Annotated in this window: 22 protein-coding genes; 10 read left to right on the forward strand and 12 right to left on the reverse strand. The window is 47.8% G+C overall.

The window, feature by feature from the left end:
* Positions 1–92 precede the first annotated feature (92 nt).
* The 6 genes from NDI44_RS19925 to NDI44_RS19950 all read left to right on the forward strand — a co-directional run bounded on the left by NDI44_RS19925 (position 93) and on the right by NDI44_RS19950 (position 4285).
* Positions 93–602 (forward strand): TIGR02652 family protein, encoded by a 510-nt coding sequence (locus NDI44_RS19925; protein WP_190411032.1) that lies wholly within the window; start codon positions 93–95, stop codon positions 600–602.
* 136 nt (positions 603–738) lie between these two features.
* Positions 739–1191: a VOC family protein gene (locus NDI44_RS19930; protein ID WP_190411033.1), complete on the forward strand. Its 453-nt coding sequence runs from the start codon at positions 739–741 to the stop codon at positions 1189–1191.
* A gap of 305 nt (positions 1192–1496) precedes the next feature.
* A complete protein-coding gene (locus tag NDI44_RS19935; RefSeq protein ID WP_190411034.1) occupies positions 1497–2252 on the forward strand; it encodes an energy-coupling factor ABC transporter permease in 756 nt (251 codons plus the stop codon).
* A 38-nt stretch (positions 2253–2290) separates the two neighbouring features.
* Complete coding sequence (locus NDI44_RS19940; protein WP_190411035.1) at positions 2291–2680, forward strand: PDGLE domain-containing protein; 390 nt, start codon at positions 2291–2293, stop codon at positions 2678–2680.
* A 20-nt stretch (positions 2681–2700) separates the two neighbouring features.
* The gene (gene cbiQ, locus NDI44_RS19945; RefSeq protein ID WP_190411036.1) at positions 2701–3474 is read left to right on the forward strand and encodes a cobalt ECF transporter T component CbiQ; all 774 of its coding nucleotides are present in this window, start codon (positions 2701–2703) and stop codon (positions 3472–3474) included.
* Between the two features lie 25 nt (positions 3475–3499).
* The gene (locus NDI44_RS19950; protein WP_190411037.1) at positions 3500–4285 is read left to right on the forward strand and encodes an ATP-binding cassette domain-containing protein; all 786 of its coding nucleotides are present in this window, start codon (positions 3500–3502) and stop codon (positions 4283–4285) included.
* Between the two features lie 84 nt (positions 4286–4369).
* Here the strand turns inward: NDI44_RS19950 and NDI44_RS19955 are convergent, their stop codons facing one another.
* The 12 genes from NDI44_RS19955 to NDI44_RS20010 form a co-directional block, all read right to left on the reverse strand.
* Positions 4370–7078 (reverse strand): CHAT domain-containing protein, encoded by a 2709-nt coding sequence (locus tag NDI44_RS19955; RefSeq protein WP_190411038.1) that lies wholly within the window; start codon positions 7076–7078, stop codon positions 4370–4372.
* Positions 7030–8802 (reverse strand): ShlB/FhaC/HecB family hemolysin secretion/activation protein, encoded by a 1773-nt coding sequence (locus tag NDI44_RS19960; RefSeq protein WP_190411039.1) that lies wholly within the window; start codon positions 8800–8802, stop codon positions 7030–7032. Before NDI44_RS19960 ends, NDI44_RS19955 begins: the two co-directional genes overlap by 49 nt.
* The gene (locus tag NDI44_RS19965; protein ID WP_190411040.1) at positions 8792–11209 is read right to left on the reverse strand and encodes an S-layer family protein; all 2418 of its coding nucleotides are present in this window, start codon (positions 11207–11209) and stop codon (positions 8792–8794) included. Before NDI44_RS19965 ends, NDI44_RS19960 begins: the two co-directional genes overlap by 11 nt.
* A 132-nt stretch (positions 11210–11341) precedes the next feature.
* Positions 11342–13972, reverse strand: coding sequence for an S-layer family protein (locus tag NDI44_RS19970; RefSeq protein ID WP_190411041.1), 2631 nt, complete (start codon positions 13970–13972; stop codon positions 11342–11344).
* A 161-nt stretch (positions 13973–14133) separates the two neighbouring features.
* On the reverse strand, positions 14134–14667 hold the full coding sequence (locus NDI44_RS19975) for a hypothetical protein (RefSeq protein WP_190411042.1): 534 nt from the start codon (positions 14665–14667) through the stop codon (positions 14134–14136).
* A 466-nt stretch (positions 14668–15133) separates the two neighbouring features.
* Positions 15134–15658, reverse strand: coding sequence for a hypothetical protein (locus NDI44_RS19980; protein ID WP_190411043.1), 525 nt, complete (start codon positions 15656–15658; stop codon positions 15134–15136).
* A 575-nt stretch (positions 15659–16233) separates the two neighbouring features.
* Positions 16234–16770 (reverse strand): calcium-binding protein, encoded by a 537-nt coding sequence (locus tag NDI44_RS19985; protein WP_190411044.1) that lies wholly within the window; start codon positions 16768–16770, stop codon positions 16234–16236.
* A 374-nt stretch (positions 16771–17144) separates the two neighbouring features.
* Complete coding sequence (locus NDI44_RS19990) at positions 17145–18197, reverse strand: DUF928 domain-containing protein (protein ID WP_190411045.1); 1053 nt, start codon at positions 18195–18197, stop codon at positions 17145–17147.
* A gap of 32 nt (positions 18198–18229) precedes the next feature.
* Complete coding sequence (locus NDI44_RS19995; protein ID WP_242036970.1) at positions 18230–20491, reverse strand: CHASE2 domain-containing protein; 2262 nt, start codon at positions 20489–20491, stop codon at positions 18230–18232.
* Positions 20492–20712: 221 nt separating this feature from the next.
* Complete coding sequence (locus NDI44_RS20000; RefSeq protein ID WP_190411046.1) at positions 20713–21705, reverse strand: DUF1822 family protein; 993 nt, start codon at positions 21703–21705, stop codon at positions 20713–20715.
* Positions 21706–21728: 23 nt separating this feature from the next.
* Positions 21729–22379: a sigma-70 family RNA polymerase sigma factor gene (locus tag NDI44_RS20005; protein ID WP_190411056.1), complete on the reverse strand. Its 651-nt coding sequence runs from the start codon at positions 22377–22379 to the stop codon at positions 21729–21731.
* 524 nt (positions 22380–22903) lie between these two features.
* Positions 22904–23053 (reverse strand): hypothetical protein, encoded by a 150-nt coding sequence (locus NDI44_RS20010; protein WP_190529744.1) that lies wholly within the window; start codon positions 23051–23053, stop codon positions 22904–22906.
* Positions 23054–23096: 43 nt separating this feature from the next.
* Between NDI44_RS20010 and NDI44_RS20015 the strand changes: the two genes are divergently transcribed.
* The 4 genes from NDI44_RS20015 to NDI44_RS20030 form a co-directional block, all read left to right on the forward strand.
* On the forward strand, positions 23097–23798 hold the full coding sequence (locus NDI44_RS20015) for a calcium-binding protein (RefSeq protein ID WP_190411048.1): 702 nt from the start codon (positions 23097–23099) through the stop codon (positions 23796–23798).
* 433 nt (positions 23799–24231) lie between these two features.
* Entirely contained in the window at positions 24232–24981 is a 750-nt protein-coding gene (locus NDI44_RS20020) for a calcium-binding protein (protein ID WP_190411049.1), read from the forward strand.
* 334 nt (positions 24982–25315) lie between these two features.
* Positions 25316–25555 carry a hypothetical protein gene (locus NDI44_RS20025; RefSeq protein ID WP_190411057.1) on the forward strand — a complete coding sequence of 80 codons (240 nt, stop codon included), beginning with the start codon at positions 25316–25318 and terminating at the stop codon, positions 25553–25555.
* Between the two features lie 784 nt (positions 25556–26339).
* On the forward strand, positions 26340–26519 hold a 180-nt coding region (locus tag NDI44_RS20030; RefSeq protein ID WP_242036971.1), incomplete at its 3' end, for a FeoC-like transcriptional regulator.

Here is a 26519-nt window from a genome sequence, read left to right on the forward strand (position 1 = left end):
CTCTTTATGCTGAGGGCGAAGCTTCACCTACACAGATATAATAAAGCCACTGGCACCGTTGGACAGATACATAGAATGCCGATACAGACTCCATGATGAATCCAGGCTTACAGTACCCGATCTTTGGGCCGGAGATTCACTGCCCCCATTGCCGCCAAACGATTCCGGCCTTGACGCTGACGGATACTTATCTGTGTCCGCGTCATGGTGCCTTTGAGGCAGATCCGAAGACTGGTGAACTGATTCACTTACAGTCTGGGCGTCACTGGCGTCGGTGGAGTGATGAATGGTACCGGCAGCACACCCATCCGGATGGGATTCGGTTTGAGATTCACGAAGCCCTAGACCGGCTGTATACTCAAGGCTACCGAGCGACGCGAGTCATTATTGCCAGTCGTTATCGGGAGTTAATTAGTGCTTATCTGGAACGCAGTACCCCTTGGCGGGGGCAGTCAGATCCGCCGAAACCCAGGCTGTACGGATTGCCGGTAGAGTTTAGCCCGGAACCGGAAGAAGAACCCTGCTGGGAAGTGATTAATTTCGATTTGGAAAAAGAACCGGGTATCCCTGTGAGATATCCTTATTTTCGGTTGTTTGAATAATTTCGTTCGTGATTAGTCATTTGTGATTAGTCATTGGTCATTTGTGATTAGTTATTGTCAATTGGGTAAAGACTGGCAGACGATCGCGAAGGACTAAACACTAAGGGCTAAAGACGAATGACAAAGGACAAAAATCATGCATCATGTTTCGATCCGCACGGCAAATATTCATCGCGCGATCGCTTTCTACGAACATCTGGGATTTACTGTCTGCGAACGCTTCACCGCCGGGATCACCCTTGCCTGCTGGATGGAGGGTAGTCTCGGACGCATTGAATTAATCCAGATTCCGCAACCGAAACCCGCCCCTGACGCTTTTGGAGATGAGCATTACGTCGGGTACTACCATTTGTCTTTTGATATCACCGATACCGCATCTGATTTGCCGAGTTGGTTAAATTCTTTAAAAGAACGCTTTGATGAGGCAGCACAGACTTCTCCAGAGCAGTTTTTTCCCCTGAAGGTACTTTTAGAGCCAACGCAGCAAATGATCGGCTCAAGCGTCTACGAAGTCGCTTTCATTGCCGATACCGACGGCTTACCCCTGGAATTTATCCGCGTTTTGGGCAGCAGAGACTCGGCAAATTAAGCGGAACTAAATAGGGGAAATGATGTTGTAGGGTAGCCCCGGCAACATTATTTTTTGATTTCGTAATGTCCTGACGCGCAGATGCGATCGCTTATACACCTTGCGATCGCAGATTTTCTGAATCTCAGTCTTAGAGAGGAGGAGTATTCCTTCAAATTATGCCAAAAGTAACAGATTTCTTCACCATACAATGATTAACTTAAAAATCCTCAATGCCCCCCTATCGCATTGCTTTTTTTGAAAAATTTATGTTTTATTAGAGGGTTGGATTTATTAAATAATCTGGCAGTAAAGGACAATTTTTAATGATAATTACAGCCCCGCTCCCTAGTATTGTCTCCTCTGGCTTACTGCACTGGATAATACAGCCGCAGTTAGCCTTGCACATTCCAGATGGCTTCTTGAGCTTGCCCGTTAGCCTCGTGACATGGGTACTCGCCATCGGACTGATTGCACTTGCCCTCAATCGAGTGCAGGCTGACTACCAGGAACGGGCAGTCCCGCTGATGGGTGTGTGTGGAGCCTTTATTTTTGCCGCCCAAATGATTAATTTTCCGATTCCAGGTGGCACCTCCGGGCACCTGCTGGGTGGGACGCTCGCGGGAGTTTTACTTGGCCCGTGGGCGGGATCGCTCGTCATGGTGGCAGTCTTCATCGTCCAGGCAGTCTTGTTTCAAGATGGTGGACTGACTGTGCTAGGAGCCAACATCACCAATATGGGACTCATTGGCACCTTTGCGGGTTACTACCTCTACAAAACAATTCGCTTTGCCTTAGGACGGGATAACTGGCGGGGAATGTTAGTGGGTACGGCAATTGCAGCTTGGACAAGCGTGTTTATTGCCTCGATTTTGACAGCAGTACAACTAGCTTTGTCCGGAACAGTGCCCTTTGGGGTAGCCGTAGGGGCAATGGCATTTTGGCACGTCCTAATCGGCATTGGAGAATCACTGATTACCGTCGTAGCAGTGAGTTATGTATGGCGATCGCGTCCCGATCTGTTGTTCGATCCACCCCGCCGAGCTGTTTCCACTGCATCTCGTTCGCTGTCACAGCGTTAAGCAATGCGTGCATTTAGTTATATAGGGATGAAACGTTTATGAGTAGCAACCTCTCACGGGAACGCAACCGGGCTTTTGTCATCACTGGGTTGGGTGTTGCCCTGCTGATTGCAATTTTTCTGTCGCCATTCGCTAGCTCAGATCCAGACGGATTAGACCGAGTTTCTCAGGATCTGAAGTTTGAGGATAAAGCAGCCGAAGAAGCACCCGCCCAAAAATTACCCTTTTACGCTGTTTTTGAAGAATATGCCCTCAGAGGCGTACCGGAAGGACTCGCCACGCCCTTAGCCGGTTTGATTGGAACCTTAACAACATTTGGTTTGGCTTGGGGGATTGGGAAGTTGGTGGTTCGCAATTCCGTTTCATCTTCCTCAGACTATGAAGTCCCCTCGTCCTCAGATAATCCAGATGGCCCCCTGGATAGCTAAGAACTACAAGCGTAAAGCGAATGCTGCTGCACATTATTGCCGTTCAATTAGATGCCGATAGCGATCGCAAAACTCCCTGGCACTCATTAGCACCCCGGACTCGAATCCTGTGTACGCTACTGATTGTATTTGCGATCGCCCTGACGCCAAACGGACGCTGGTGGACTTGGGCAATCTATGGGTTAGGCGTGCTAGGTGTCGTCCTGCTGAGTCGAGTCACTTGGAGCATCCTGCTGAAGCGAATCGCCGTTGAGTTTGCTTTTATTGGCGTTGTGCTGCTGGGCACTTTGTTTCGGGACGGCGGCGAGGTGCTGTGGTCTTGGGGAGTGCTACGGATTACTACCGTCGGGCTGATGGTTTTGGGTAGCGTGACCCTCAAAGCGCTGCTTTCGCTGATGATGCTAAATGTGCTGACTTTAACTACTTCGGTTGCAGCGCTCCTGAATGGATTAGTCGCCTTGCGAACCCCACCCCTATTGGTGGCGATTCTGGCATCCATGTATCGCTACATTAGCGTCCTGATTGGGGAAGTTAACGCCATGCGTCGGGCAGCAGCCTCTCGCAACTTGATGGGCAGCAACCACTGGCAACGTCAGGTGATTGGCAACATGATGGGAACGCTATTTATCCGTACCTATGAGCGGGGGGAGCGGGTTTATCAGGCAATGCTGTCGCGGGGTTATCAAGGACTACCGCCTGTCGAGAAGGTGCCGTCGGGCGGACGCCGCGACATTGTGGCTTTAACCTTAACCGTAATTTTGGCATTGCTGGGACAAGTGGTTTATTTATTCTAAAAATTTTTAATTTTTAATTGTTGCTATGCACCATAATCCAATATTTATCGAAAATCTTAGCTATATCTACCCTGATGGAACTCATGCACTCAGGGGAATTAATTTATCGATTAAAGCAACGGAACGAGTGGCATTAATCGGAGCCAATGGTTCGGGAAAATCCACTTTGCAGTTACATCTGAATGGGATTCTCTTACCCGAAGCGGGAGAAATCATCATTGGAGAATGGCCTGTCAGAAAGGAGAATTTGCAAAAAATTCGGAATTTTGTGGGGCTGGTATTTCAGAATCCAGATAATCAGTTATTTATGCCCACAGTTTGGGAAGACGTTGCCTTTGGTCCAATGAATCAAGGCTTGCGAGACAAGGAACTCACCGCACGAGTGCTTCAGGCGATGGCAGCGGTGAATATCGATCCAGAACGCTATGGACAGCGGAATACAGATAATTTATCTGGAGGCGAAAAGAAGCGGATTGCGATCGCAGGCGTGCTGGCAATGAACCCCCAAGTGTTGGTATTTGACGAACCCTCGGCTCAGCTAGATCCCCGTTCTCGTCGCCAGTTGATCGAGTTGTTAAAAAGCTTGCCGCTGACGCAACTGATTGCCACCCACGACTTAGATTTAGCCTTGGAGTTATGCGATCGCACGGTAGTCTTGAGTCAGGGTCAGGTCGTCTACGATGGTGCAACTGAGCAGGTGATGAGCGATCCTGACTTCTTAGTTCAGCACTCTCTAGAGTCGCCCCTCTGCTACAGTCGCCCTTACTGCCAGCTTGAAGATGCGCCGGTTAAAAAGCGCGTTCTTGTTTGAAATTTAATACTTTTCGGTGAATTACCGATAGTTCCCCACTGCATTCAAACGAGATATTGCTATAGATTTGAAATCTTCCCGCAACTATAGCCAATTCCCCACTAGCACGTAGGGTGCCCAGTAACGGGGATGCTGGTATCGCGGATTCTGCAACAGAGACAGCTGGGCAAACCGGAGTGCTTCCGCTTTCGTCTCCTTTGTATTGGTTAACTCTTGATAAAACTGACTCATCAGAAGGGCGCTACTCTCATCGTCCAGCGACCATAGAGACGCGAGGGTACTCCGCGCCCCAGCGCGTACCGCAACCCCAGCCAGTCCTAAAGCCGCCCGTTTGTCCCCGGTAGCGGTTTGGCAAGCACTGAGGACGAGTAATTCGATCGCAGTTGGTCGGTTCGTATCTCTAATGCGGAGTAAATTATCCAACTGATTGACATTAATCCGATTATCCCAAGTCAGAATAAATGTCTCCTCAGCTTTAGAACTGAATTGACCGTGAGTGGCAAGATGTACGACTGGGAAGGAAACCGCATTCATTTCTTTTTGGAAAGCGGTACTGGTAAATTCCCGATTGAGCAGTACCGTAGTGGGCACTACAGATTTAATCTGATTTAATTCCAGGGTTACATTGTTGAGCGCAGCAAACCCTTGGCGAGATTCAGTAATTCCGGCAGTTAAAGCTTTGATTTTTCCCCGTTCTAAAGATTTGGGGCCGAGTAACTGCAACCCTGGAGTTAATGCAACGCCATACTTTTGGACAAGGTATTGTTGACCGTCGTAGAGTGCAGCCATCGGGATATTTCGCAAGGAACCATCTAGGACAAATACCAAAGTTTTAATGTTGCTCGCGAGATCCTGCGATGCAGGTAAAATCAACCAATCATAGACTTGCTTAGATAAAGCTTGAGTTTCTCGCAGCGTGTACGGTTTGGTCAGTTGCTTTCGCAATTCTCCGACAATTCTTTCTATTTCACTCTGGTTGATATCAGTTTTGTAGTGGCGTAGTGGTTGTTGAGGTAACTTGAGAATGACTTCTAATCGGTCTGCCAAAATAATCGGATAGATGACTGCGGCGGTCGGATCGTCTTTATCGATGACTTGGTCGATTTGGACTGTTTTGCCTTGCAAACAGGCGGTGCGAAAGAAATTATCGAGTTCAGCAAGTTGCAGCGATTCAATCGTGTTACGGGCTAGTTTGAGATTGTCTTGGCTTGGCTGTGAAGTTCCCTCTGTTTGCAATAGCAACTCGACCAGTTGCCGATAGATAGGCTCAACTTCCTCTCGAAAAGAAAACTGAACGTCAGGATTAATGGTGACTAAATCGCTGCGGAGAGATTGGAGAATATTCACCGCTTCCGTGTAAGCCGCGATCGCATCTTTGGTTTTTCCCTGCGCTTTCAATAAGCGTCCTAATTGCCATTGCCAGCGATAGGAAATATCTGAGGCGTTAATTGATTGGGCGAGAAGTAACGCTTGCCGAGTCAAGTCTTGGGCATTCTGCAATTGCTGAGTTTGTTCGTATAGTCCGCCCAGATGTCCCAATGCATAAGCTTCTGCCCGGATATCTTGGATACTTTTGGCTTGTTGAACTGCATTTGCCAACACCTGACCGATTTCTGTCCAAGAGGAAGTATTTGCCGTGTCAGCTTGTTTGAGCCGGGTCAAACTTTGGGCAAAATTAATCTTGGCATAAACTGCTGTTCGACTGGGGGGGAAACTCGCAATTTCCGCTTGCATTTGGGAACCCAACGCCTTGGCAGCGCTCAATTGCTTCGTTTCCACCAACAAGCTCAATTGATTGAGTTTGGCTTGGTTGCGGGTCATTGGTGAAGGAGCAGTTGATTCAGCTTGTTGATAAAACTTTAAAGCTGCTTCCGTATCCTGTTGCGATCGCGCGGTATTTCCTAAACCCAGGAACGCTGCACTAATGTCTGGGGGAGACTTGAGTTGCTGGGCGACATCCAAACTTTGCTGCAAAACCTGCCGGGACTTCTCTAAATCGCCAACGACGCGAAGGGTGTTACCGAAAGAACTCAGCGCGATCGCTTTCATCGGATTGGGTTGATTCGCCAGCGTCTCCTCTACCTGAGTCAATGCCTTCGCAGCTTGACGATAACGCCCTAAAGATTGCAGCGCTAAGCTTTGGTTAATTAAGCTACCCGTAATTCCTGCCTTGTCGCCTGCTTGCGTATAAATAGCCGCCGCTTGTTCCCAAGTGGTTAAAGCTTGTTCCGCTTGTCCGAGTGCCAATTGCAGCTGCCCTTGGATGTTGAAAGCTTGGGCGAGAACGGGGAAGTGGTCTTTGTTGGGATTTCTCGCTTCTAATAGTTTCAGACTGTTTGCGATCGCTTCCGTCGCCTCTGTCCACTGTCCGAGTTGTTGGTAAGCTAACGACAGAAAGCTCAACGTAGAAGCTTGATTTAGGATATCTCCTTGCGTTTGAAAAGTGTTTGCCGCTTGTTGCCAAATCCTTACCGCCTCAACAAACTGCCCAGTTTCATAAAATTCTCGTCCCTGTTGCACTTGAGCTGGATTGGTTAGTTCGGTAACGTCTAATGCAATGCTTCTCGAATCGGGGAAACCTAATCCCCTAACCCCCTTCCCTACAAGGGACGGGGGAATCGCTCTTTGTCCCTCTCCTACTAGGAGACGGGTTGGGGGAGAGGTATCCAACAGCAGCGAATGAGAGTGTACCTTTTGACCCCAGGAAAGCAAAAGGGTCAAAGTTAATCCCAAAAGCCCGTACTTTAGAAAAGATTGTACTGCACGGAAAAGTACAGACCGTTTTCTTGCCATGTTCTTTCCCTCGAAGAGAGATTCACTAAAGGAATTCCCCAGTCCAGGCGGGCGCTGAAGCGTGGTGATTGCCGCCACTGCAATCCTAACCCAACCGATAAAAGTCTATTGGGGTCTGGATCTTCTCTGCCCGAACTGTTCCAGGCGGTGCCAAAATCGACAAACGGAATGATTTGGAGAACACCCTGCACTTGGGGGACGCGCAGCACCGGGTACTGAAGTTCTGCACTTAGCAAGACGCCGTTATCCGTCAGCAGAGCATCCTGACGATAACCCCGAATGCTTTCTAAGCCGCCTAAACCAAATTGTTCTAAAGGGACTAGCGTTCTATCTGCTAGTTGCACGTTGCCACGCACCAATAGCAACGTTTCTGGAGCCAGGAGACGTACCCATTGGGCTTGCCCTTGCCATGAATAAAAGCGGCTATCGGGACCAGATTCGTTGAGGGTGGCATCAAAGGCACCGAGTCCGATATTAAATTGCGATCGCAAGGCAATGACTTGGCGAGTCCCGGTTTGCGTCCATTCCTGAAACAATCGTAATGCTGATATCCGGGTGCGTCCCTCGTCATCAGCGCCCGCCGACAGGGGAAACGGAATCTCTAGCAAAGAAGTTTCGCTTTCCCGCCGAGATGCTGTTAAACCGACGGTGAATTGTTGGGTGGGGGTTTGAACAATTGGCTGGCGCAGGGTCAATTCGTAGTAGCGCGAGGCGGCATAAATATCGAGACGGTCGAAGGGTGGCTCAATCACATCGCTGGATGTGGTGCCGTAACTGACGCTAAACGTGCCATTGTAAGGGTTAATCGGCAGTGTGTAGGAAGTATCGAAGCTATCGCTGCCATCTGTATTGCTGTAGGCAAGGCTTAAACCATCTCCCAAACCGAATAAATTCGCTTCATTCACTTGCAAGCGACGTCGGAAGCTGCCCACACTAGGGGAACGACCGTTATCGATGCCGATTTGGGTGCTAAAGGTCTTCGCCTCTGTTATCCGAACCTCCAGCAAACTGAATCCCGGACGGGTTCCAGCAGAGAGTTCCGCGGATAAATTGGCAATCAGCGGATTGAGTTGCAGCAGTTGTAATGCTTCGAGAAGACGCTCTCGATTGAGAGGCTTTGATGTGGCGACAGCCAAACGCGATCGCACGTAGTTGGAATTTAACCGTCGCGTGCCACTAATTTTAATGTCTTCTAAGCCGCCTTCGACAACCTGAATGGTGACAACGCCTCCCTGAATCGTTTGGTTGGCGGGAATCAGGGCACCTGACGTAATATACCCTTGGTTGACGTAAAACTCGGTGACAGCCGTTCGAGCTTGCAGCAGTTCGCTAAAGGAAATCGGTCGATTGGTAAACGGTTTGGTAATTTCCGCTAGCTTTTCGGAACTAAAAGCAGTATTGCCAATGAATTCAAACTTTTCAACCGTGATGTTGCCAGGAACAGTCTCTCCCGGTGTTTCCGTGTCCGGGGAAGGCTGGGTGGGGGATTGGAGTAGGTCTTCTGGCGGCGGTAGTGGGGCAGGCGTTTCTGGTAAAGGAAGCGGGGAAGGCGCGGGAGATGGCGGCTGAATGATGTCTTGTGGCGGAGGGAGTTGAGGAACTTGAGCCGAGTCAATCGTTTCCGGAAGCGATCGCGCGACTTGCGCCGTCAAGCAGATACTCAACATTGCTAAACCCAGCCGAAGATACAATAAGCGATCGCCCCCAGAAAAATTACGGTACATGGCACTTAGAGGTTGTTAGCCCGGAATGATGGGAGTAGTACGGAACAGCAGCCGTGAGAACGACTTCGCCTCGATCGTTTTTCACCCAACCTTGTGCTTCTACCAACGGCTCTTTTGTCAAGTTTGACTGTATGGCAACATCCTTTTGGGAGTGAGTGGAAGCTGGTGCAACCTGACGCCAATCTGTCCAAACGGCGTTGCTAGTTCGGGTTTCGCTAGGATTATCTGGCAACCCTCCGCTTCCCGTCACGGTGAAAGAACTCGCAACATTGCTGCCACTCGCCGGACAAGTTTGCGCCACCAATCCAGAAGCATCGACCAATTCTGCTGGTAAAGTCGCTAACCCGCGACTGGGATCGACATCCAGGGTATTAATTTGTACGGTGCCATCGACCCCAAATTCCGAACTCGCCGTGATGTCACTTTGGGAGGTTGGGCGCGATCGCAACTGGCTACCAAAGATACTAGAAGTGGTGATGTTGATACTCCCTCCCCGACCTTGGAAGGCATTGGCGGTAATATCGCTATTTTCAGATGGGACAGCGACGATGAATTTGGCATTAATATCCACATTCCCGCCATCTCCACCCGCTTTTGCAGTGCCAGCGGTGGTAGAAATGCTACTGTTGTGGCGCAGCAATAATAAGTCTTGCACTCGCAATCGAATATTCCCGCCGTCACCGGATGCGGTTTGGGCGTTGAGGGTTGCCCCATTGTCTAGAAAGATAGATCCAGAGTCAATTTCGAGTTCCCCAGCTTTTCCTAACCCTTGACTGCCCACAGAGATTTGTCCCCGATCCCGAACCGTTAACAACTGAGTTTTAACCGTCAGACTTCCCCCATCTCCGGTCGAAAATGCCGGAAGATTACTGCTATCGGAGGGGGAACCATCTCCGTCTCGGATGACATCGGCAGGGTTGCCGGTTCCAGCAAACAATCTGCTGCGAAGCTTTCCATTTCCTGAAGTCCCAATCAGTTCTACCAACTCAGAGGCATTCACCTCCACATTTCCCCCGAAACCTGCCCCAAAAGTAGCCGCAGAGACTTCTGCCCCATTTCGGATCGTCAATTTCCGAGTGGTAATCGTTAAGTTTCCAGCTTTCCCATTGCCTCTAGAAGTTTGAACCGACAATCCACTGGGACGGCGATCGCTCGGTGCGGTGCCACTCAGTTCCACCCGATCGGTGGCATAGACGTTGATACTTCCTCCCTGCCCCGTCCCGGAACCACTCGCTGATATCCGCGCCCCATCCCGAACTAGCAATTGCCGGGTCGTAATTGTCACGTTTCCCGCATCTCCCCCTGCATCTTTAACATCACTGGCGAGTTTGCTGGGTTTTTGACCATCCGCTGAGGTGCCGATCAGTTCTACCGAATCAGAGACATTGATGTCGATAATCCCTCCTTTCCCCTTGCCGGTGGTTGTTGCAGATACCTGAGAACCCCCTTGAATGGTTAGCCGCACAGCTTGGATAAAGATTCCTTGCCCATTTCGATTCCCCAACGTATTTGCAGAAACTTTTGACTCATCGCTAAATGTCACCTGTCTGCCGGAAAGCTGGATCGCCCCGCTACCTTGACTGCTGACATCAATCGCTGCTTGATTCGTGAGGGATATATCTGCTTGGACGACGCTATCTAGAAATTTCAAGCGCCAACGATTGCCTTCGACATTCAGCTTTACGGTTCCTGGTTCTGCGACTCCTGCCAACTCGACTCGACCACTCCGCGCTTGTAAAAGCCCGCCCTTCCAACTCACATCACCGCCTAATAACAACAAAGTCTGATTTTCCGAGACTTTCAGGGTGCTCGCAGAACCCACGATTGGTTTAGGCAGTTGTGAAGAGATAAACCCGCTAGGGTCGCCAACCATCGTCAGTAAGCTACTCGATCCCCCTGGATTGGTGGCGCTAAACTGACTACCATCCGCCCATACCAAAGCATCCAGAGTTGTGGCAACAAAAGAGCCTCTGGTGGCACTACCGACATTGAGTTGAGCCTTTGCCCCGAAGTGAATGCCACTGGGATTGATCAAGAAGAAGTTGACCGGCTGATCGGTAAAAATTGAGCCGTTAATCAAGGAGGGAGAACCCCCTGTAACGCGGGACAGAATATTCTGGATATTGGCGGTGCTGCTAAAACCCGCTACCTCGCCCGCGTTGAGGCTAAATTTTCCAAAGCTGTGGAACAGATTACTACCGACGGTTTGACCCGCTGATTGAGGAATAACGTAATTAGGACCCGTTAAGGTTTTTGCCAAGCCGAGGCTGCCATCAAGGGTGATATTTTGGGCGATCGCGCGATCGCTCCCAGCGGCGATCGTAACCAGCGCGATCGCGCTTCTTATCCAACAAGGGTGGCAATGCAGTACTCGAAGCCGTCTGCGAATTAACACGCTTGGTAGCATTACCTTGACGGTAATGTTTCCGTATATTCACGCAATAGCCTAACACAGCCAACCAATATAGATACTCATGTTTAACCTTTATCAATAAATCGAATGGCTTGCTGACACTGAATCATCAAGACGCGATCGCAATTAGCGAGGACACTGGGACGCTAACGCTAAACTCTTAGGGGAAGAAGAAACAGCAGCCATCAGCACGACTTCACCTTGATGATTTCTCCCCCATCCAGTCGCTTCCACGAAAGGTATCGCCGGGGAATGAGTCTGAGATTTAGCAACCGCAGTTGAACGAGGGGAAGCTTTTGCAGCGTGCGAGATCCGATTTGGACGACTTGTTTGAGAAATGCGCCAATCTGTCCAAACGGCGCTGCTGCTTCGGGTTTCGCTGGGATTGTCCGGCAATCCACCGCGCCCAGTCAAGATTAATTCACTTTGTGCAAGCCCCCCACCAGTCGGACAAGTTTGTGCCACCAATCCAGACGCATCAACCAACTCTGCGGGTAAAGTCGCTAACCCGCGACTGGGATCGACATCCAAAGTATTGATATTGACTGCGCCATTTACACCAAATTCCGAACTCGCGGTGATGTCACTTTCTGGCGTGAGGCGAGGACGAAACTGGGTGCCAAAGATGCCAGAGGTGGTGATATTGATATTCCCTCCTCGACCCTCAAAGGCATTCGCAGTAATATCGCTATTTTCCTCAGGGACGGCAACGATAAATTTGGCATTGATGTCCATATTGCCGCCGTTTCCACCTGCCTTATCGCTACCTGCGGTGGTGGAAATGCTACTACCGTGGCGCAACTGCAATAAATCCTGCACCTGTAGGGTAATATTGCCGCCATTTCCCGATTTGGTTGTTGCACTCAAGGCGGCTTGGTTGTCTAAAAGAATCGAACCTGCCTCGATTTCTAGATTGCCTGCATTTCCCGTCCCTTGGCTGCTGACATTGACTTGAGCGCCATCTTGGACAATTAACTGCCCCGTCGTAATTTTTAAGTCTCCCGCAGTTCCAGCCCCTGATGTTTGAGTCAGCAAGCTGCTGGCTTGCCCCTGAGCCGATGTTCCCACCAACTGCACAGACTTCTTAGCGGTGATGGTCAATTTTCCTCCCTGACCCTCCCCTAAAGTCCCCGCCGATACCACTGCTCCATTCTGGACAGTCAACTGTCCCGTTTCAATCGTCAAATCTCCAGCTGCGGCGCTCCCTTCCGTCCCCACCAACAAGCCGCTTCTATAGTCACTATTTTTGGATGTTCCTATCAGTTGCACCGAATCTGCGGTGACGCTAACCGTTCCGCCTTTGCCTGTCGCGCCGCCAAAAGTAGAAGCGGAAACCTGTGCCCCATCCTGGGCAATCAACTGTCCGGTTTTAATGGTCAAGTTTCCAGCAGCTCCGGAGCCACCTTGAGTTACCGCAAACAAACCGCTAGGATTCCCTTTTGCGGAGGTGCCAATCAATTGTACGGACTCTTGTGCGGTGACACTCAATTTTCCGCCCTGACCTGCATCAACCGTAGAAACTGAGACCTGCGCCCCATCTTTAAGAGTCAACTGACCCGTTTTCAGGGTCAAGTTTCCGGTGGCTCCAGCACCTTGAGTTTGAGTAAACAAGCCGCTAACATATACCCCATCGGTTGAAGTACCAATCAATTCCACAAACTTTGAGGCAGATACGGTTAACGTTCCCCCCTGACCCGTACTAAAAGTAATACTTCCTATCTGCCCCCCATCTTTGACAATCAACTGTCCAGTTTCGATTGTTACGTCTCCAGCCGCGCCATCCCCGATAGTCTGCGTTAACAAGCGGCTTCCTGCTAAGAGTTTGAGGGACTCCTGTGCGGTTACTGTAATCGTCCCCCCTGGTTCTGACCCGATGGTATTCGTCACAATTTTTGAGCTATCGGTGAGCGTAATCCGCTTGCCTGAAAGCTGGATAGCACCGCTGCCCTCACCACTGGTATCAATGAGCGCTTTTTCTGTTAGGGAAATATCTGCTAGTTGCACCCCTGCCGGAAAATTCAAATGCAGATTTTTACCATCAACATTTAGCTCTACGGTTGCTGCTTGCGCCACTCCTCCGATTTCGACGCTACCGCCGGGAGCTTTTAATTGCCCTGCTTGCAACTCTATATCCCCACCTACTAACAACAAACTCCGACCATCAGGAACTTGTAAACCTATCTCAGAAGATTGAATGACAATCGGCTGAGGGGCAATTTGATTAAATAAAAAAGCCGAAGGATTGACCGTTAGAACTGGGGGAACATTCGGCGCAGAAGCACTGAAAAAACCCTGTGTGTCAAAGGCAATTGCATTTGCTGTCGTCGCTACAAACGAACCACCGATATCCAGAGAAGCCTTTGACCCAAAGAGAATCCCATTGGGGTTCATTAAAAATAGATTGGCATCGCCAATTACCCCCAGCGTCCCCAAAATCTCGGAACGGCTCCCTCCTGTCACCCGACTCAGTATGTTTTTAATTTCTGGAGGAGGGAGAAAATAGGCAGCTCCGATTTCTCCAATGTCGAATTGTTTAAAACTGTGAAACAAATTAGCACCCCGCGTTGCTCCGCCAAAAATGAATTCAACTGGGAAGCCAGGAGCAAAAGGTACCACTACAGAACTTTCAGTTCCTAAAGTTTCATCGGGTACGATCTGGGTACACACGCGGCTGACTTTGAAAAGCCCGCCTACTATCGCCAATGTGCATACCAGCCCCAACTGCAAAGTCTGCTGGAGCCAGCTTTTAGGGTTCACAGCATTTGTCTCCATTCCGGTAAGTGAAAAACTGAGTAAGGTATTTCACTGCAACAAAGCTTATAAGATGTCTAGAAAGTTTTCGCTCTTTCCTAACCCGGCTTAAAAAGGGAAATTGAGCGTTTAAATACTCCCAGATTGACCCGAAATTTCAATGGTACCTATTCGGTGAAGCTCAAGTTCAAACTTGACTCGAATAAAGTTGCAAAATTTACGCGATCGCTCACCAAACTACTAAAGTCAATCTTTGCAGTTTGGCTGACTAAAGTGCTATTTGCTAAAGCGAGCCCAACTAGAGGTCGCTCGTTAAGCATTGCGCCTACGATATGTTTGAAATGAGCAGGAACGTTAGGAGCAGGAGTAGCAGGCACATAACTTTTAATGGCATCCTGAGCTACATTGAAATCTTTAATGATGTCAAAACCATCAGCACTTTTGACATAATAGCCAACTCCCGGCTGTATGCCCCAGCCAATAACGTTGGTAAATATAAAAATATCACTGCCAGCGCCCCCCGTGAGAGTGTCAAAGCCAGCACCTCCGACTAAGGTGTCATCGCCAGCGCCACCAATGAGATCGTCAATGCCATCGCCGCCATAGAGGTCATCCTTTCCTTCAAAACCAGTAATGGTGTCATTTTCTACACTCCCCTTTAAATTCGGGTCATTTCCAGAAGTGCCGTTGATAATTGCCATGTCGATTACTCAATGTTTTTATTGGTGGTTTAGTGTTAAAAAAATCAACAATGAACGCCCGTTTTTGGAGAAGTTCACTCAGCTACAAACTCTATCCTTGTGCGGCTAAATGCGAGATTAGTTGTATAGCAATTCAAGGGTTGGAGACATTGAGTGAAAATGTGCCACTGGAATTGAATTAATGGCACACAAATGCTTGAAACTAATCTTTTGCTTAGCAAATTTTAAACCTTTATTCAACCCTGACTTTATAAAGTTAACTATTTTGTGAGCTTGTTACAAGTCACTTGTTCAGGTAAAACACATTTGTGGTAGCTCGGTTAAGCTTCACTCAGTTAGGTAACACTTAGATGATATGAGTTTATTTTATTTAGTAGATTTATCCGAGCGCTAGAACAGTGACAGATAAGCGTTTTTTCTAGGTCATCTCTAGCGCTCAAATTTTGGAAAACTAAAACAGTAACGATTATGTGAAAATTGCGTTTGATTCCGACTCAAATTGATTTACGTAACTTATGCGATCGCTCAAAAAAATACTAACGTCAAGTGTTGGGGATGTGCTGACAAAGCCGCTATTTGTCAGCGCGCCAAGAAACTCCAGGGGAGGCCGGATGGGTGCGCCTGTAACGTGTTTAAAATGGGGTGGAATACCAGGTTTATCAGAAACAAATTCTTTGATAGCATCCTCAGATGGATTGAAGTCTTTAATGATGTCATAACCATCAGCACTCTGAACGTAGTAACCGCCTTTTGGGTTAACTCCATATGAAACAGAGCCTTTAAATACAAAAATATCAGCGCCAGAACCGCCCGTGAGAGTGTCAGGGCCAGCACCTCCCATTAAGGTATCATTGCCTTCTCCACCGTCAAGGGTATCCATGCCTTTGCCGCCATAAAGGTTATCGTTTCCGGCAAAACCATTGATGGTGTCATCCTCTGTGCCTCCCGTCAAATTAGAGTCATTTCCCAAAGTGCCGTTGATAAGTGCCATGTCGATTACTCTTTCCTAATGTTTTGGTGGTAGTTTAGTGTTAAAAGATATAAGGCTAACTATCCGCTTTTGTGGAAACTTACTCAGTTAAAAACTCTATTCGCTTTGCAGCTAAATACGAGGTTAGTTGTATAGCAATTCTCGCTTGGTTGCGATACATTCTGTAGGAACATGGCAATGCTATGTCCTTACCAAGGCAGCGGGAACGTGCAATATATTCCACTCAACTGAGAAACGCTATAAAATTATTTCAACCTTCTCCAAACAGGACGGGTTTCAGTGCATTGAGTGACTATTTGCCATTGGAATTGGACTAAGGGCATAGAACTGATTGAAAATAATTTTTTGAGCGACAAACTTTCGACTTTTATTTTATAAGTCTAACTGTTTTCAAAACTTGTTGTCAGTCGCTTGTTTTGGCAAAACATATTTGTGGTAGCTCGTTTAAGTGTCACCTAATTGAGTGACACTTAACTGAGATAAGTTAATCTTATTTGGCACATTTATCTGCGCGCTAGAACAGTGATAGCTAAGCGTTTTTACTAGGTCATGTCTAGCGCTCAAATTTCGGAAAATTAAAACAGCAACGATTGTGTGAAAATCGCGTTGAATCCCGACTCAAATTGATTTACATAACTTATGCGATCGATCAAAAAACTACTAACGTCAAGCGTTGGAAATGTGCTGACAAAGCCGCTATTTGTCAGCGCGCCAAGAACATCCCCTGGAGGTATGATGGGTGGGCCTGTAACGTGTTTAAAATGGGGAGGAATACCAGGCTCAGAAACAAATGCTTTGATAGCATCCTGATCTGGATTAAAGTCTGTAATGGTGTCAAAACCATCCGCACTCTGAACATGGACAACGCCGCCCGACGGTGGAGTGTGGTTAATATAGCCTTTAAATACAAAGATATCAGCGCCAGGACCGCCCGTGAGAGTGTCAAAGCCAGCACCTCCAACTAAGGTATCATTGCCTTCTCCACCGTTGAGGGTATCTATGCCATTGCCGCCATAGAGGTTATCGTTTCCGGCAAAACCATTGATGGTGTCATTTTCTGTGCCTCCCGTCAAATTAGGGTCGTTTCCCACAGTGCCATTGATAAATGCCATATTAATTAGTCCTTGAAAAAATTAGTGGTTTGGCTGTGATTTTAGTGTTGAAATATACAACACTGAAGTTTCCTACTTTTTTAGGAACACACTTATCTACAAACCGAATTTTTAGCTTCCGGATTTTTTAGTATTTTTTGGACAAAAGTGAAATTTAGTTATGTAAGTAGGGCGGAAGCTAACAGCATCGATTGATAGGAATCTTGTTTTAATGGTGAGCTAGCCCTTCAGATACCCGGCTTCTCTCTTGAAGTCGGGTATCTCGCCTTCACGAATTATTGAGGAGTGCGATCGCTTCGATGTCAAATCCGGTGAATTACCGCATAATCCGCGATCGCCTGCCAAAGCCTTGAGGCCACATTAGACTTGTTTGTTTACTGTTGTTGAGCGGTGCAGCAATCAATTACAGGTTCTTGAGCGATCGCTTCCAAGCCACCAGAGTTTAATAAACTTACCCAATCATTCGTGAGGGCAGCATCGTTGGGATTCGCACTCCGGAGTTCAGCAAGAGCAGTGAGGGCATCATGCCAGATTCCTTGTTTGGCATAAAGAACCACACGTTCCCGTGGGGTTGCTTTCTGTAACTGACTCATCAAAGTGGCAGAAGGTGCAATCCGTTGAACCGATCCTTCAACCAAGGGTGGAGCATCCGGATCGCAATCAATCATGAAAAACCAACGGTACATCTTGCCCACTTTTAGGGGCGCTATTGTAGCCGGAAGACGCACTTTGACTACACCAGGCTGCTTTTGGGATGCGATGAACTTGGTTTGATAGACATTGTTACCTTGGTCATCCTGTAGGATGAATTCCACAGGCAGGTCGGGTGTGAGCGCATAAGGAATGTAATACCAAAAGGTAGGAGCCTCAGCAGCCGTTAATGCCCATACGGACTCAAAGGTTTTTAAGGGTGAGTTCCCAGATTGTCCTTCATTCAAACTTGTCTGAGTCGCAGGCACCAAGGCAGTCAGAGGCTCCTCGCCGATCGCGGCTGGACACGTACCACGGCTAGCCCCTCCTCGCTGTCGTCCAGCGGGGGCGCTGCGGTCTGCTGGTGGTGGGGGTGCCTTGAACAGAAGGGTGCCAGGGCTACGGCTAGCGCCTCCTTGCCGTCGTCCAGCGGGGGCGCTACGGTCTGCTGGTGGTGGTGGCGCGTTGGACTGTACGGTTAAGACTTCTGCGAAAGCAGGTTTTAAGGGGATTTGTGTCAAACTGCCGATAAAAGCAACCAGGAAGAGGGTATGCCATTTGGCACCGCTTGTATTAGGAGACCTCTCCCCCAACCCCTCTCCTGCAAGGCGAGGGGAGTTCGGCTCCCCGTTCCCTGGTAGGAAAGGCTCATGTAGGTTTTTCAGGTGCAAGATATAAGGTTTGGCACGCTGCGCGATCGCTCTGGCAAGGATTATCTGTTTAAAAGGGAACTTCATATAGCTAGTCGAAGGAATTTTAAGGTGAGTGACTATCGTCTAGCTCGAAAGGTTGCATACACGGCTACGCTGGTGCTGCTCGCTACCAAGGCTAGCGCTGGTGGAACCAAAGGCACCCAACAACCGCTTTGGATTAACAGTGCCAAGCATAAACCATACAACAAGATTTGTGCGGCGGCGATCGCTATCCCTAAGTGGACCGGGGACTTCAGATAGCAGACGAACAAGCCTCCCAGTAAAGACCAGCCCCAAATCCAAAAAACTTCGCCCCACTGAGGCCACACCCATAATAGCGAGCGCCCATCTTTCACTGCACTAATCATTTGACTTACCATTTGCGCTTGCACAAATACTCCCGGCATTTGCTTTTCAGTCCACTGACCTTGACCGTAGGGTGTGAGCCAATAGTCATGAAAACTGTTAGCACTCGTGCCGATCAAAACAATCCGATCCTTGATGGAATTGGGATCGATCTGACCGTTGAGAACTTCTCTGAGGGTCACTCGATCCGCAATATTTTCCGGGGAGCGGTGGGAGCGATAATTCAGCAATACTTGATGACCCCAGGCATCGGTTCCTTGGTAGCCACCTGTAAAACTCTCCAAAGGCTTAAAAACCACCTTGCCCAGTTGCAAGAACCCCTCTGAATTAATTGTCGGTACAATGCCTTCTGCCGCTAAATAACGGAATGCTAATTGGGCGCTGAAGGCGTAGTAAGCCGTACAGGGAGAGGCGGGGTCTGGTTTCAGCGATAACAGATGGCGACGAACCACTCCATCGGAATCGACCATGAAATCACTAAACCCTAAGCGTTCTGTCGGGATTTCCGGTGGTGGTGGAATCCCCGGTTCCTCCGCCTGAGGATCGCTGACCTTGCAAATACCAATTAAGCGATCGCTTTGGCGTAACCGATTGGCTAAATCTTTCTGACTGGGTAATGCTGGAAAATCTCGATAAATATCTAAGCCAATCGCTCGCGGTTTATACTGCTCTAGTTTCTGCAACAGTTGATTGAGTGCCGGATCTGACAACGACCCACGCCTCTGTTCTGGATTCTGAGCTTGAACATCTCCTTCAGTAATCGTAATCACCAAAAGGCGCGGATCTGGCTTTTCATCGGGTCGCCTGGTCAGTATTTGGTCAAAAGCTTTTAGTTCTATTGATTGCAGCATTCCCTGATGCCGCACCCCCGCAACCAATGATGCGATCGCTACGCTGGCAAGCAACGCTACCCGCAGTCGTCCCCGCCAGGTTTGAGGTTGAGTCTGGGAGGATCGGGAGGGGGATGGCACAGGGGAATCGAGAATCGGGAATTCTTCTTTCCTTTTTCCAACAATTCCTTGCCAAGTCGGTGGCAACACAGCCGGATTTTGGCAAACGATTGGCAACCAAGTCGCGCAAGGAAATTTAGCTTCTAGTCCTTGCAATCTTTCCCGTGCTTCCCGTACTGCTAAATAAAACGACTCACCACGAGCAAAGGCTTCGAGAAAAGACTTCAAAAATTCTTGTGCAACCTTATCCGGTACGGGTTCCCGCATCACAATAATTTGCGGAATATGTAAAGAAGCCAAATCTTTTGCCAAACCTAACCCATCGCAAGAGTTAAAAATCGCGATTTTCAACCCGCGTTCAACCGCTTTTTTTAATCCATATTTAAGTTCTTCTATTGATAAACTTTCTGTTTGATTAATATAAATTTGTCCCGTCCCGCCATTCTTCTGGCTGGAACTATGACCCGCAAAAAATAAAATATCCCAGCCTTGTTTCCAAAGCTGTTCGGTTAATTCTTCCCGTTGTGGTTCTACCAGAAATCTGACTTCTGCATCAGGTAATTGCTCTAATAAAATCCGATCGGCTTGGGTATTAATTCCCGTACTATTCCCCAAAATTGCTAAAATTCTCACCTTCTCGATGGGCGATGAGAGTTGTTCTACACGTTCGTAGACTGGGGCACTTAAGGCAATTTCGGCTTTTGGGTAGCGATCGCATAATTCCCAAAGATGCCAAGGTAATTTCCGTAGCTGAACGTCTTCGGTTTGGATAATGAACCGAATTTCATCGGCAGGAACTAATTGTTCTAAGAGTTTTTCTCGAATTGCCCGAAACGGCTCCGAATTCAGCCAGACATTTAAGCGATCGCGCAATACATTGGCTGCCAAACTACAGTCATCAATCTTGGCAACATTAGTCGGTTGACTAATTTTTGCTTCTAGTCTGTAGGGCACTCCCAAGCGACGATAAGCGGTTGTCCAGATGGTGTAGTGTTGGGGAATTTCTGGAGCGGGAGGTAACATTCCAACGCTTTCTATCGAAGGGCGTTCACCATCGTTCCCAATTTGTAATGAGACTGGGAAACCTTCTTCAAAAGAACCACTCCATAGTTTTATAACAACTAATTTAACCATTGTGACGGTAGGACGATTAGTTTTCAGCAATTAAATGTAAGAGTTGTTTCCAGATAAATGGAAAAATTGCTCTTGGATTACAAGAGGTGTCTCAAGTTTACAAATAATCGCTAAATAACAAAGTCTTCTTGAATGCTGGCATTCCCCAAAGCGACTCTAACGCTAAACTGTTCTCCAGAATTGCCACTAAACTCTAATTGAATGTAATCATCTGCATCTCTTGACTCAGCTTCTAGAAAATTAGAGCCAGATTCATCGAGGACAATCAATTGGAGGGAAGGGGGTAAATAAACTTGATTACCCATAGGATGCACCTGAAGAAGAATATTCGTTTTTTCTTCAGATTCTGGATTGATTTCAACAACTAAAGCAACAAAAAGGTCGGCAATCTCTACCCCTAAGTCTATCAATTTTGCTTTGCGAACGGCAGCTTCTGGCTGTTCCAAACTGGGAGCAAGTACATCGCCTCTAAAACTAAAGGCTAGATTTGATGTTGGCATTAACAAAGTTTCAACGGTTTGCCAACCGGCTTCAAAAACATTGTTGAACCATTGGCTCAAGTTGGCTTGGGTTCTGCGGAAGGCAGGGGTGAGGGACGATGCAGCCGCTGTAATCGGATGCATTAATTCCTGCAAGCGATCGAGTAAATCTTCAGGCGATCGCAATTGACCGATCGACAACTCTGAGGTAGTGACGCTGGGGGTAAATCCCAACACACTTGCCTCTCGCATCGATTCATCGATTTGAACCATCACATAGCCAATTCGATCTGACCAAACTTCGGGGGGAATGTGGCAGATTTGTTCGGTGCTTCTCAACGGACGACATTCTAAGCGACCAATTCCCCGCACTTCTAAGTCAGCTACATCAGAACATAAGCGCACGATGGGATTCCAGCTATCACTGGCTGCAAGATTGGTGGGAATCCCCATCATCTGCAAGTAATCATTGACCACACAGACAGATAAGGTATTCAAGAGAACTTGCTCTGCTTTGTGCGGTGTCGGCTGCTGAGTGGCAAACTGCTGTGCTATCGTGCGTGCGGCTTGGGTAATCGGCAACGGTAGGGCAAAATCTTCTAGTTCGTGGGGGTTAAAAGTCATGGTTGGGAGGCTCCGTTCTTTATTTATAGATATCCCTCCGATTCACCAAATTTACGCAAGCGAGGGATACATTGGCGCTGATAAAAACTGCTCAATGTGGAAATGGGGAGGTTGAATTCCGCTGAAAGCTCTTTCCAACCAGCTTCTGGGGGTAAGCGCCGCAAGATTAACGCTTGAGCATTCACTTCGGGACGACCGGCAATGTGCGTGCGGCGCAACTCACCTTGGGCATCTGCTTCCACCCACTTTATGATGTCGTCCAACAAGGGGGGAACATCTGGAGTGGCTTCCAGACTATCCACCGGGTCGGTCGTTTCACCGATATCGCCCGACTTTGACCTTTTGGCTTGACCCGTAACAGTTCTCGATTCTTGTTTTTTACCGTCAATATAGAAATCTTGAAGCCGCCGTTTCAGGTAGGTATTCAGCCAGGTGATGACACTGCTGCGATTCGGGTCATAAGCTTCGCCAGTATTTCCTTCACAGATGTTTTGACAGAAATACACCCAGGTCTGTTGCAGTGCATCTTCATAGTAAGGCGTATATTCTTTCCAAAGCTTGTGTGCGATTAAGCGGATCACCCTAGTTAAGTTTTTCTGGCGCTGGGCACTTCCATGCGGGTGCATACAGGCTTCTTTCACCAGATAGCGAAGCTTTGACTCTAGTCCATCCATAATTTGCGATCGCCCCTTCGGTTGATACAGCGCCAATTTTGTCTGGAAGCGTATCTATTTAAGATAACTTTCCCCTTGATGTCTACTCCATACAGTTAGAGATTACGGATTCTCGATAGCTGATGAATCAGGATTCCGGCAGGTGGCAAGGAAGAACTAGGCGCGTAATTATGCGTTCTTCAAGGATAGCGATCGCTCTGGTTGAAAGTAAATAGCCCAACTGTCGCACGATTCAGTGACACTCATTTGAGCGATCCAAGATATGTTTCAACGTCAAAAGCAATTGTTAACACCGCTTTGAACAACATTTATCTACAGTGCCAAAGCTGAAAAGCCTATGTAGGAAGGGTTTTCATTTCCTCTCTCCCCACTGAGCTGAGGCACAACCACCCATATTTGCCAATTTTATGTAAACGTTTGTAACGACCTGCATAATTGGCTCTACTCAGGCTGACAAGTGCATAGAGGTCAACGAAATGCAACGGGGAGATTAACTAACCCAACTTCTGGTTTCCCACGCATCATCACCAGCCTCCAGTCAACAGAGCAACGAGCGATGTCCGAAAGCTCTCTAGAAGTGCAACGGCGAACAATAACACTTCTTGAACATACAAACCTTTCGGACATCCGCCACCACCAATCAACCGATTCAAGCGATTGATTGATTCCAACACACCAAACAACACCAATTCTCATCCTTACTAAAGAGCAAAGATTATGGCGATTATCAACGGCACCATTTACAACGACACACTCAACGGCACCGCTTACAATGATTCCATTTACGCCAAAGACGGGAACGATACAGTTTATGGCGGAAGTGGCAATGACTACATTGATGGCTGGTATGGCAACGACAACCTCTATGGTCAAGATGGCAATGACACCATCCTCGGCTACTACGGCGATGACTACATCAATGGCGGCTACGGCAACGACAGTCTCTATGGCGAAGTAGGCAACGACCACATGGATGGCTGGTATGGGGATGACTACCTATCCGGTGGTGCAGGCAACGACACGATGCTGGGCTACTATGGCAACGACAGCCTGTATGGCGGCACTGGCAGTGACAAACTCTATGGCGAAGCCGGTAAGGACTACCTGAATGGTTATGGCGGCACGGTTGGTGAATACGATACCTTGAGTGGTGGCAGCGAAGGTGACACCTTCGTTCTGGGTACCGCTAGTAGTGTCTCCTACCTGGGTGGTGGCTACGCAACCATCACTGACTTCAAGTGGAATGAGGGCGACAAGATTCAGGTCAAGGGCAGCTACACTGACTACACCCTGAGTAAGAGCTATGACTTCGGAGGCACCACGGCGCTGGATACAGCAATCTATAAGGGCAATGACTTAATTGCGGTGGTTCAGGATACGACCAATGTTTACGCTTCTGCTGACTTTGTCAGCGTTTAGGTTGACACATCGGGATAACTTGACTCGATAACTTCAGCTCCCCTCAGAGACATGAATCTCTGGGGGGCTTTTTTCTTTTCTGTTTACGCGATCGCTACCCTTACTTAAACTGTATGGTTGCACAATTTCATGTAAACGTTTGTAACAACTTGCATAACTAGCATTACTCAGGCTGACAAGTGCATAGAGGTAAACAAAATGCACTAGGGAAAAAACAAAGTAAATTCTGGTTTTCCTAACAGCATCAACCGCCTCCAGTCGATAGAGCAACCAGCGAGATCCAAAAGCTCTCTAGAAGTGCAACGGCGAACAATAACATTTCCTGAGAATACAAACCTTTTGGACATCACTGACCACCAATCAACCGATTCAAGCGATTGATTCCAACACCCCGACCAACACCAATCCTAAGCAATCCTAAAGAGCAAAGATTATGGCGATTATTAACGGCACCGCTTACAACGACAACAACACCTACAACGGCCCCGGCTATCCTTTCAACTACCACAGTCAGATCATCGGCACTGCCTACGACGATTCTATCTATGCTGGAGCCGGTGACGATATTGTGAAAGCTGGCGCAGGCAATGACTACGTAGATGGTTGGACTGGCAACGACAGCCTCTATGGTGAAGATGGTAATGACACTATCCTCGGCTATGACGGCGATGACTACATCAATGGCGGCTACGGCAACGACAGCCTCTATGGCGAAGTAGGCAACGACCACATGGATGGCTGGTATGGGGATGACTACCTATCCGGTGGTGCAGGCAACGACACGATGCTGGGCTACTATGGCAACGACAGCCTGTATGGCGGCACTGGCAGTGACAAACTCTATGGCGAAGCCGGTAAGGACTACCTGAATGGTTATGGCGGCACGGTTGGTGAATACGATACCTTGAGTGGTGGCAGCGAGGGTGACACCTTCGTGCTAGGTACCGCTTACGGTGGCGTCTCCTACCTGGGTGGTGGCTACGCAACCATCACTGACTTCAAGTGGAATGAGGGCGACAAGATTCAGGTCAAGGGCAGCTACACTGACTACACCCTGAGTAAGAGCTATGACTTCGGAGGCACCACGGCGCTGGATACGGCAATCTATAAGGGCAATGACTTGATTGCGGTGGTTCAGGATACGACCAATGTTTACGCTTCTGCTGACTTTGTCAGCGTTTAGGTTGACACATCGGGATAACTTGACTCGATAACTTCAGCTCCCCCAGAGATTCATGTCTCTGAGGGGCTTTTTTTTCTGCTGAGGCAATGACTACCCCTAGCTGAACAATATGAAAGGGACATCAAATGACCCTAAAGAGGGCGGGATTGCACAGGTAAAGTGCCCAAATATATTGCTGTACCTGCCGATTAGCAGAATCATTGTAAACGTTTGTAAAGCTTTGCAAAACTACTGCACCTGTATCTGACAAGTCTATAGCGGTTCATCTAGAACCCAATCTTATTGAGACCGCAACCAGGGTACAAACCTCGATCTTCCCGGAAGGTATAAACCAATGAAGGCGCAGTGGAAAAGAGTATTCGTTAAAACAACAGTTTGGCTAGTTACTGAGATCATCCTGAACCTCTTGGGACTCGATAACCTAGCTGATTACAACGAATTTATTCTTGAGCAAAAGAAAATAATGGCAATGAACCATTTATTTGCGCCAACTCTCACTAATAAACTTTGCCTCTATTGGCTTGATTGTGACTCTGCGTTCCAGATGCCACTGGGCTTAGCACCTAAATTCTAAGGAACCTAAAGACAATAGAAGTTAAGAATATTAGGCAATTCTACATTTTGAGAGTAAATTTTGGGTTAACGAGTGCCATTGATTTATAGAAATTATACTACCAATCTAAAGGTAGAGCGGTTGGTCAATTGCAGGCAAAATTCAGTTGTAAAAATAAGCTAAGAAGGTATCAATAGCTAAAATAAATGCTTTATATTGTTAGTAATTAGGGTAGAGTAATTTTAAAGGATTTTGAGCTGTTATGCTTTCGATTTCTAATGCTTTGCATCGCCTAATGACTGGCGCGTCCTTGACGGTTCGTTAAAAAATATCTGACCAATCAAATCGGGTTGCTATAGAAAGGAATCGGTGATTTCCCGTGATTGATTGCACTTTGCTCAATGTTTGGTTTTTTTGGAGACAGGGTAGCTTTGGCTTGATGCCTAAATTTTAGTTTTACGAGAGAGTAGCTGTCCCTCTAATTTATCCATGTTAAGGGAAGGCTGAAATGATGGTACGAATAAACCCGTTTTATTGAGGTTTCCTCAAGCTGCTGCGATAAAAATCAGTTCACTGAGTTTTTGATGCGATCGCGTTTCTTGTCTTTACAGCAATCTTCAAAATTTTTTGCTCTCGGCAAACAGCTGCTCTGAATCAAAACTTACTTTCATATCTACCTGTTCTGGAGGGATGAAGTTATGGAATTTGAAGATGCGATCGTTGACGAGCAAGAAGGGACAGGGATTCCTATACGGCAGATTGCAGGTATATAGAGTACATTGAGGTCAGTGCATGAACAGGTAGAATGAAACCTTACTCCATCGACTTTCGAGAAAAAGTAGTCAAAGCATACGAACAAGAAAACACATCGATTAGGAAATTAGCAACCAGATTTGATGTGAGCAAAGCCTTTGTACAGAGACTGCTCAAACAAAAGAAAATGAAAGGTCACGTAAAACCAGAAAAGCAGGGTGGAAGCCTGAAA

This window comes from Trichocoleus sp. DQ-A3, assembly GCF_039961975.1.
Lineage (GTDB): Bacteria > Cyanobacteriota > Cyanobacteriia > Cyanobacteriales > FACHB-T130 > FACHB-T130.

What these genes read in the sequence shown, in the direction of transcription:
- NDI44_RS20015 (WP_190411048.1), top strand. Translation starts at nt 23,097, where the DNA reads ATGGCGATTATCAACGGCACCATTTACAACGACACACTCAACGGCACC.
- NDI44_RS20005 (WP_190411056.1), bottom strand. Translation starts at nt 22,379, where the DNA reads ATGGATGGACTAGAGTCAAAGCTTCGCTATCTGGTGAAAGAAGCCTGT.
- NDI44_RS19940 (WP_190411035.1), top strand. Translation starts at nt 2,291, where the DNA reads ATGAGTAGCAACCTCTCACGGGAACGCAACCGGGCTTTTGTCATCACT.
- NDI44_RS19930 (WP_190411033.1), top strand. Translation starts at nt 739, where the DNA reads ATGCATCATGTTTCGATCCGCACGGCAAATATTCATCGCGCGATCGCT.
- NDI44_RS19985 (WP_190411044.1), bottom strand. Translation starts at nt 16,770, where the DNA reads ATGGCATTTATCAATGGCACTGTGGGAAACGACCCTAATTTGACGGGA.
- NDI44_RS20020 (WP_190411049.1), top strand. Translation starts at nt 24,232, where the DNA reads ATGGCGATTATTAACGGCACCGCTTACAACGACAACAACACCTACAAC.
- NDI44_RS19995 (WP_242036970.1), bottom strand. Translation starts at nt 20,491, where the DNA reads ATGTTACCTCCCGCTCCAGAAATTCCCCAACACTACACCATCTGGACA.
- NDI44_RS19965 (WP_190411040.1), bottom strand. Translation starts at nt 11,209, where the DNA reads ATGCTACCAAGCGTGTTAATTCGCAGACGGCTTCGAGTACTGCATTGC.
- NDI44_RS19980 (WP_190411043.1), bottom strand. Translation starts at nt 15,658, where the DNA reads ATGGCACTTATCAACGGCACTTTGGGAAATGACTCTAATTTGACGGGA.
- NDI44_RS19935 (WP_190411034.1), top strand. Translation starts at nt 1,497, where the DNA reads ATGATAATTACAGCCCCGCTCCCTAGTATTGTCTCCTCTGGCTTACTG.
- NDI44_RS20025 (WP_190411057.1), top strand. Translation starts at nt 25,316, where the DNA reads ATGAAGGCGCAGTGGAAAAGAGTATTCGTTAAAACAACAGTTTGGCTA.
- cbiQ (WP_190411036.1), top strand. Translation starts at nt 2,701, where the DNA reads ATGCTGCTGCACATTATTGCCGTTCAATTAGATGCCGATAGCGATCGC.
- NDI44_RS19950 (WP_190411037.1), top strand. Translation starts at nt 3,500, where the DNA reads ATGCACCATAATCCAATATTTATCGAAAATCTTAGCTATATCTACCCT.
- NDI44_RS19975 (WP_190411042.1), bottom strand. Translation starts at nt 14,667, where the DNA reads ATGGCAATTATCAACGGCACTTCTGGAAATGACCCGAATTTAAAGGGG.
- NDI44_RS19960 (WP_190411039.1), bottom strand. Translation starts at nt 8,802, where the DNA reads ATGTACCGTAATTTTTCTGGGGGCGATCGCTTATTGTATCTTCGGCTG.
- NDI44_RS19955 (WP_190411038.1), bottom strand. Translation starts at nt 7,078, where the DNA reads ATGGCAAGAAAACGGTCTGTACTTTTCCGTGCAGTACAATCTTTTCTA.
- NDI44_RS20000 (WP_190411046.1), bottom strand. Translation starts at nt 21,705, where the DNA reads ATGACTTTTAACCCCCACGAACTAGAAGATTTTGCCCTACCGTTGCCG.
- NDI44_RS19925 (WP_190411032.1), top strand. Translation starts at nt 93, where the DNA reads ATGATGAATCCAGGCTTACAGTACCCGATCTTTGGGCCGGAGATTCAC.
- NDI44_RS19990 (WP_190411045.1), bottom strand. Translation starts at nt 18,197, where the DNA reads ATGAAGTTCCCTTTTAAACAGATAATCCTTGCCAGAGCGATCGCGCAG.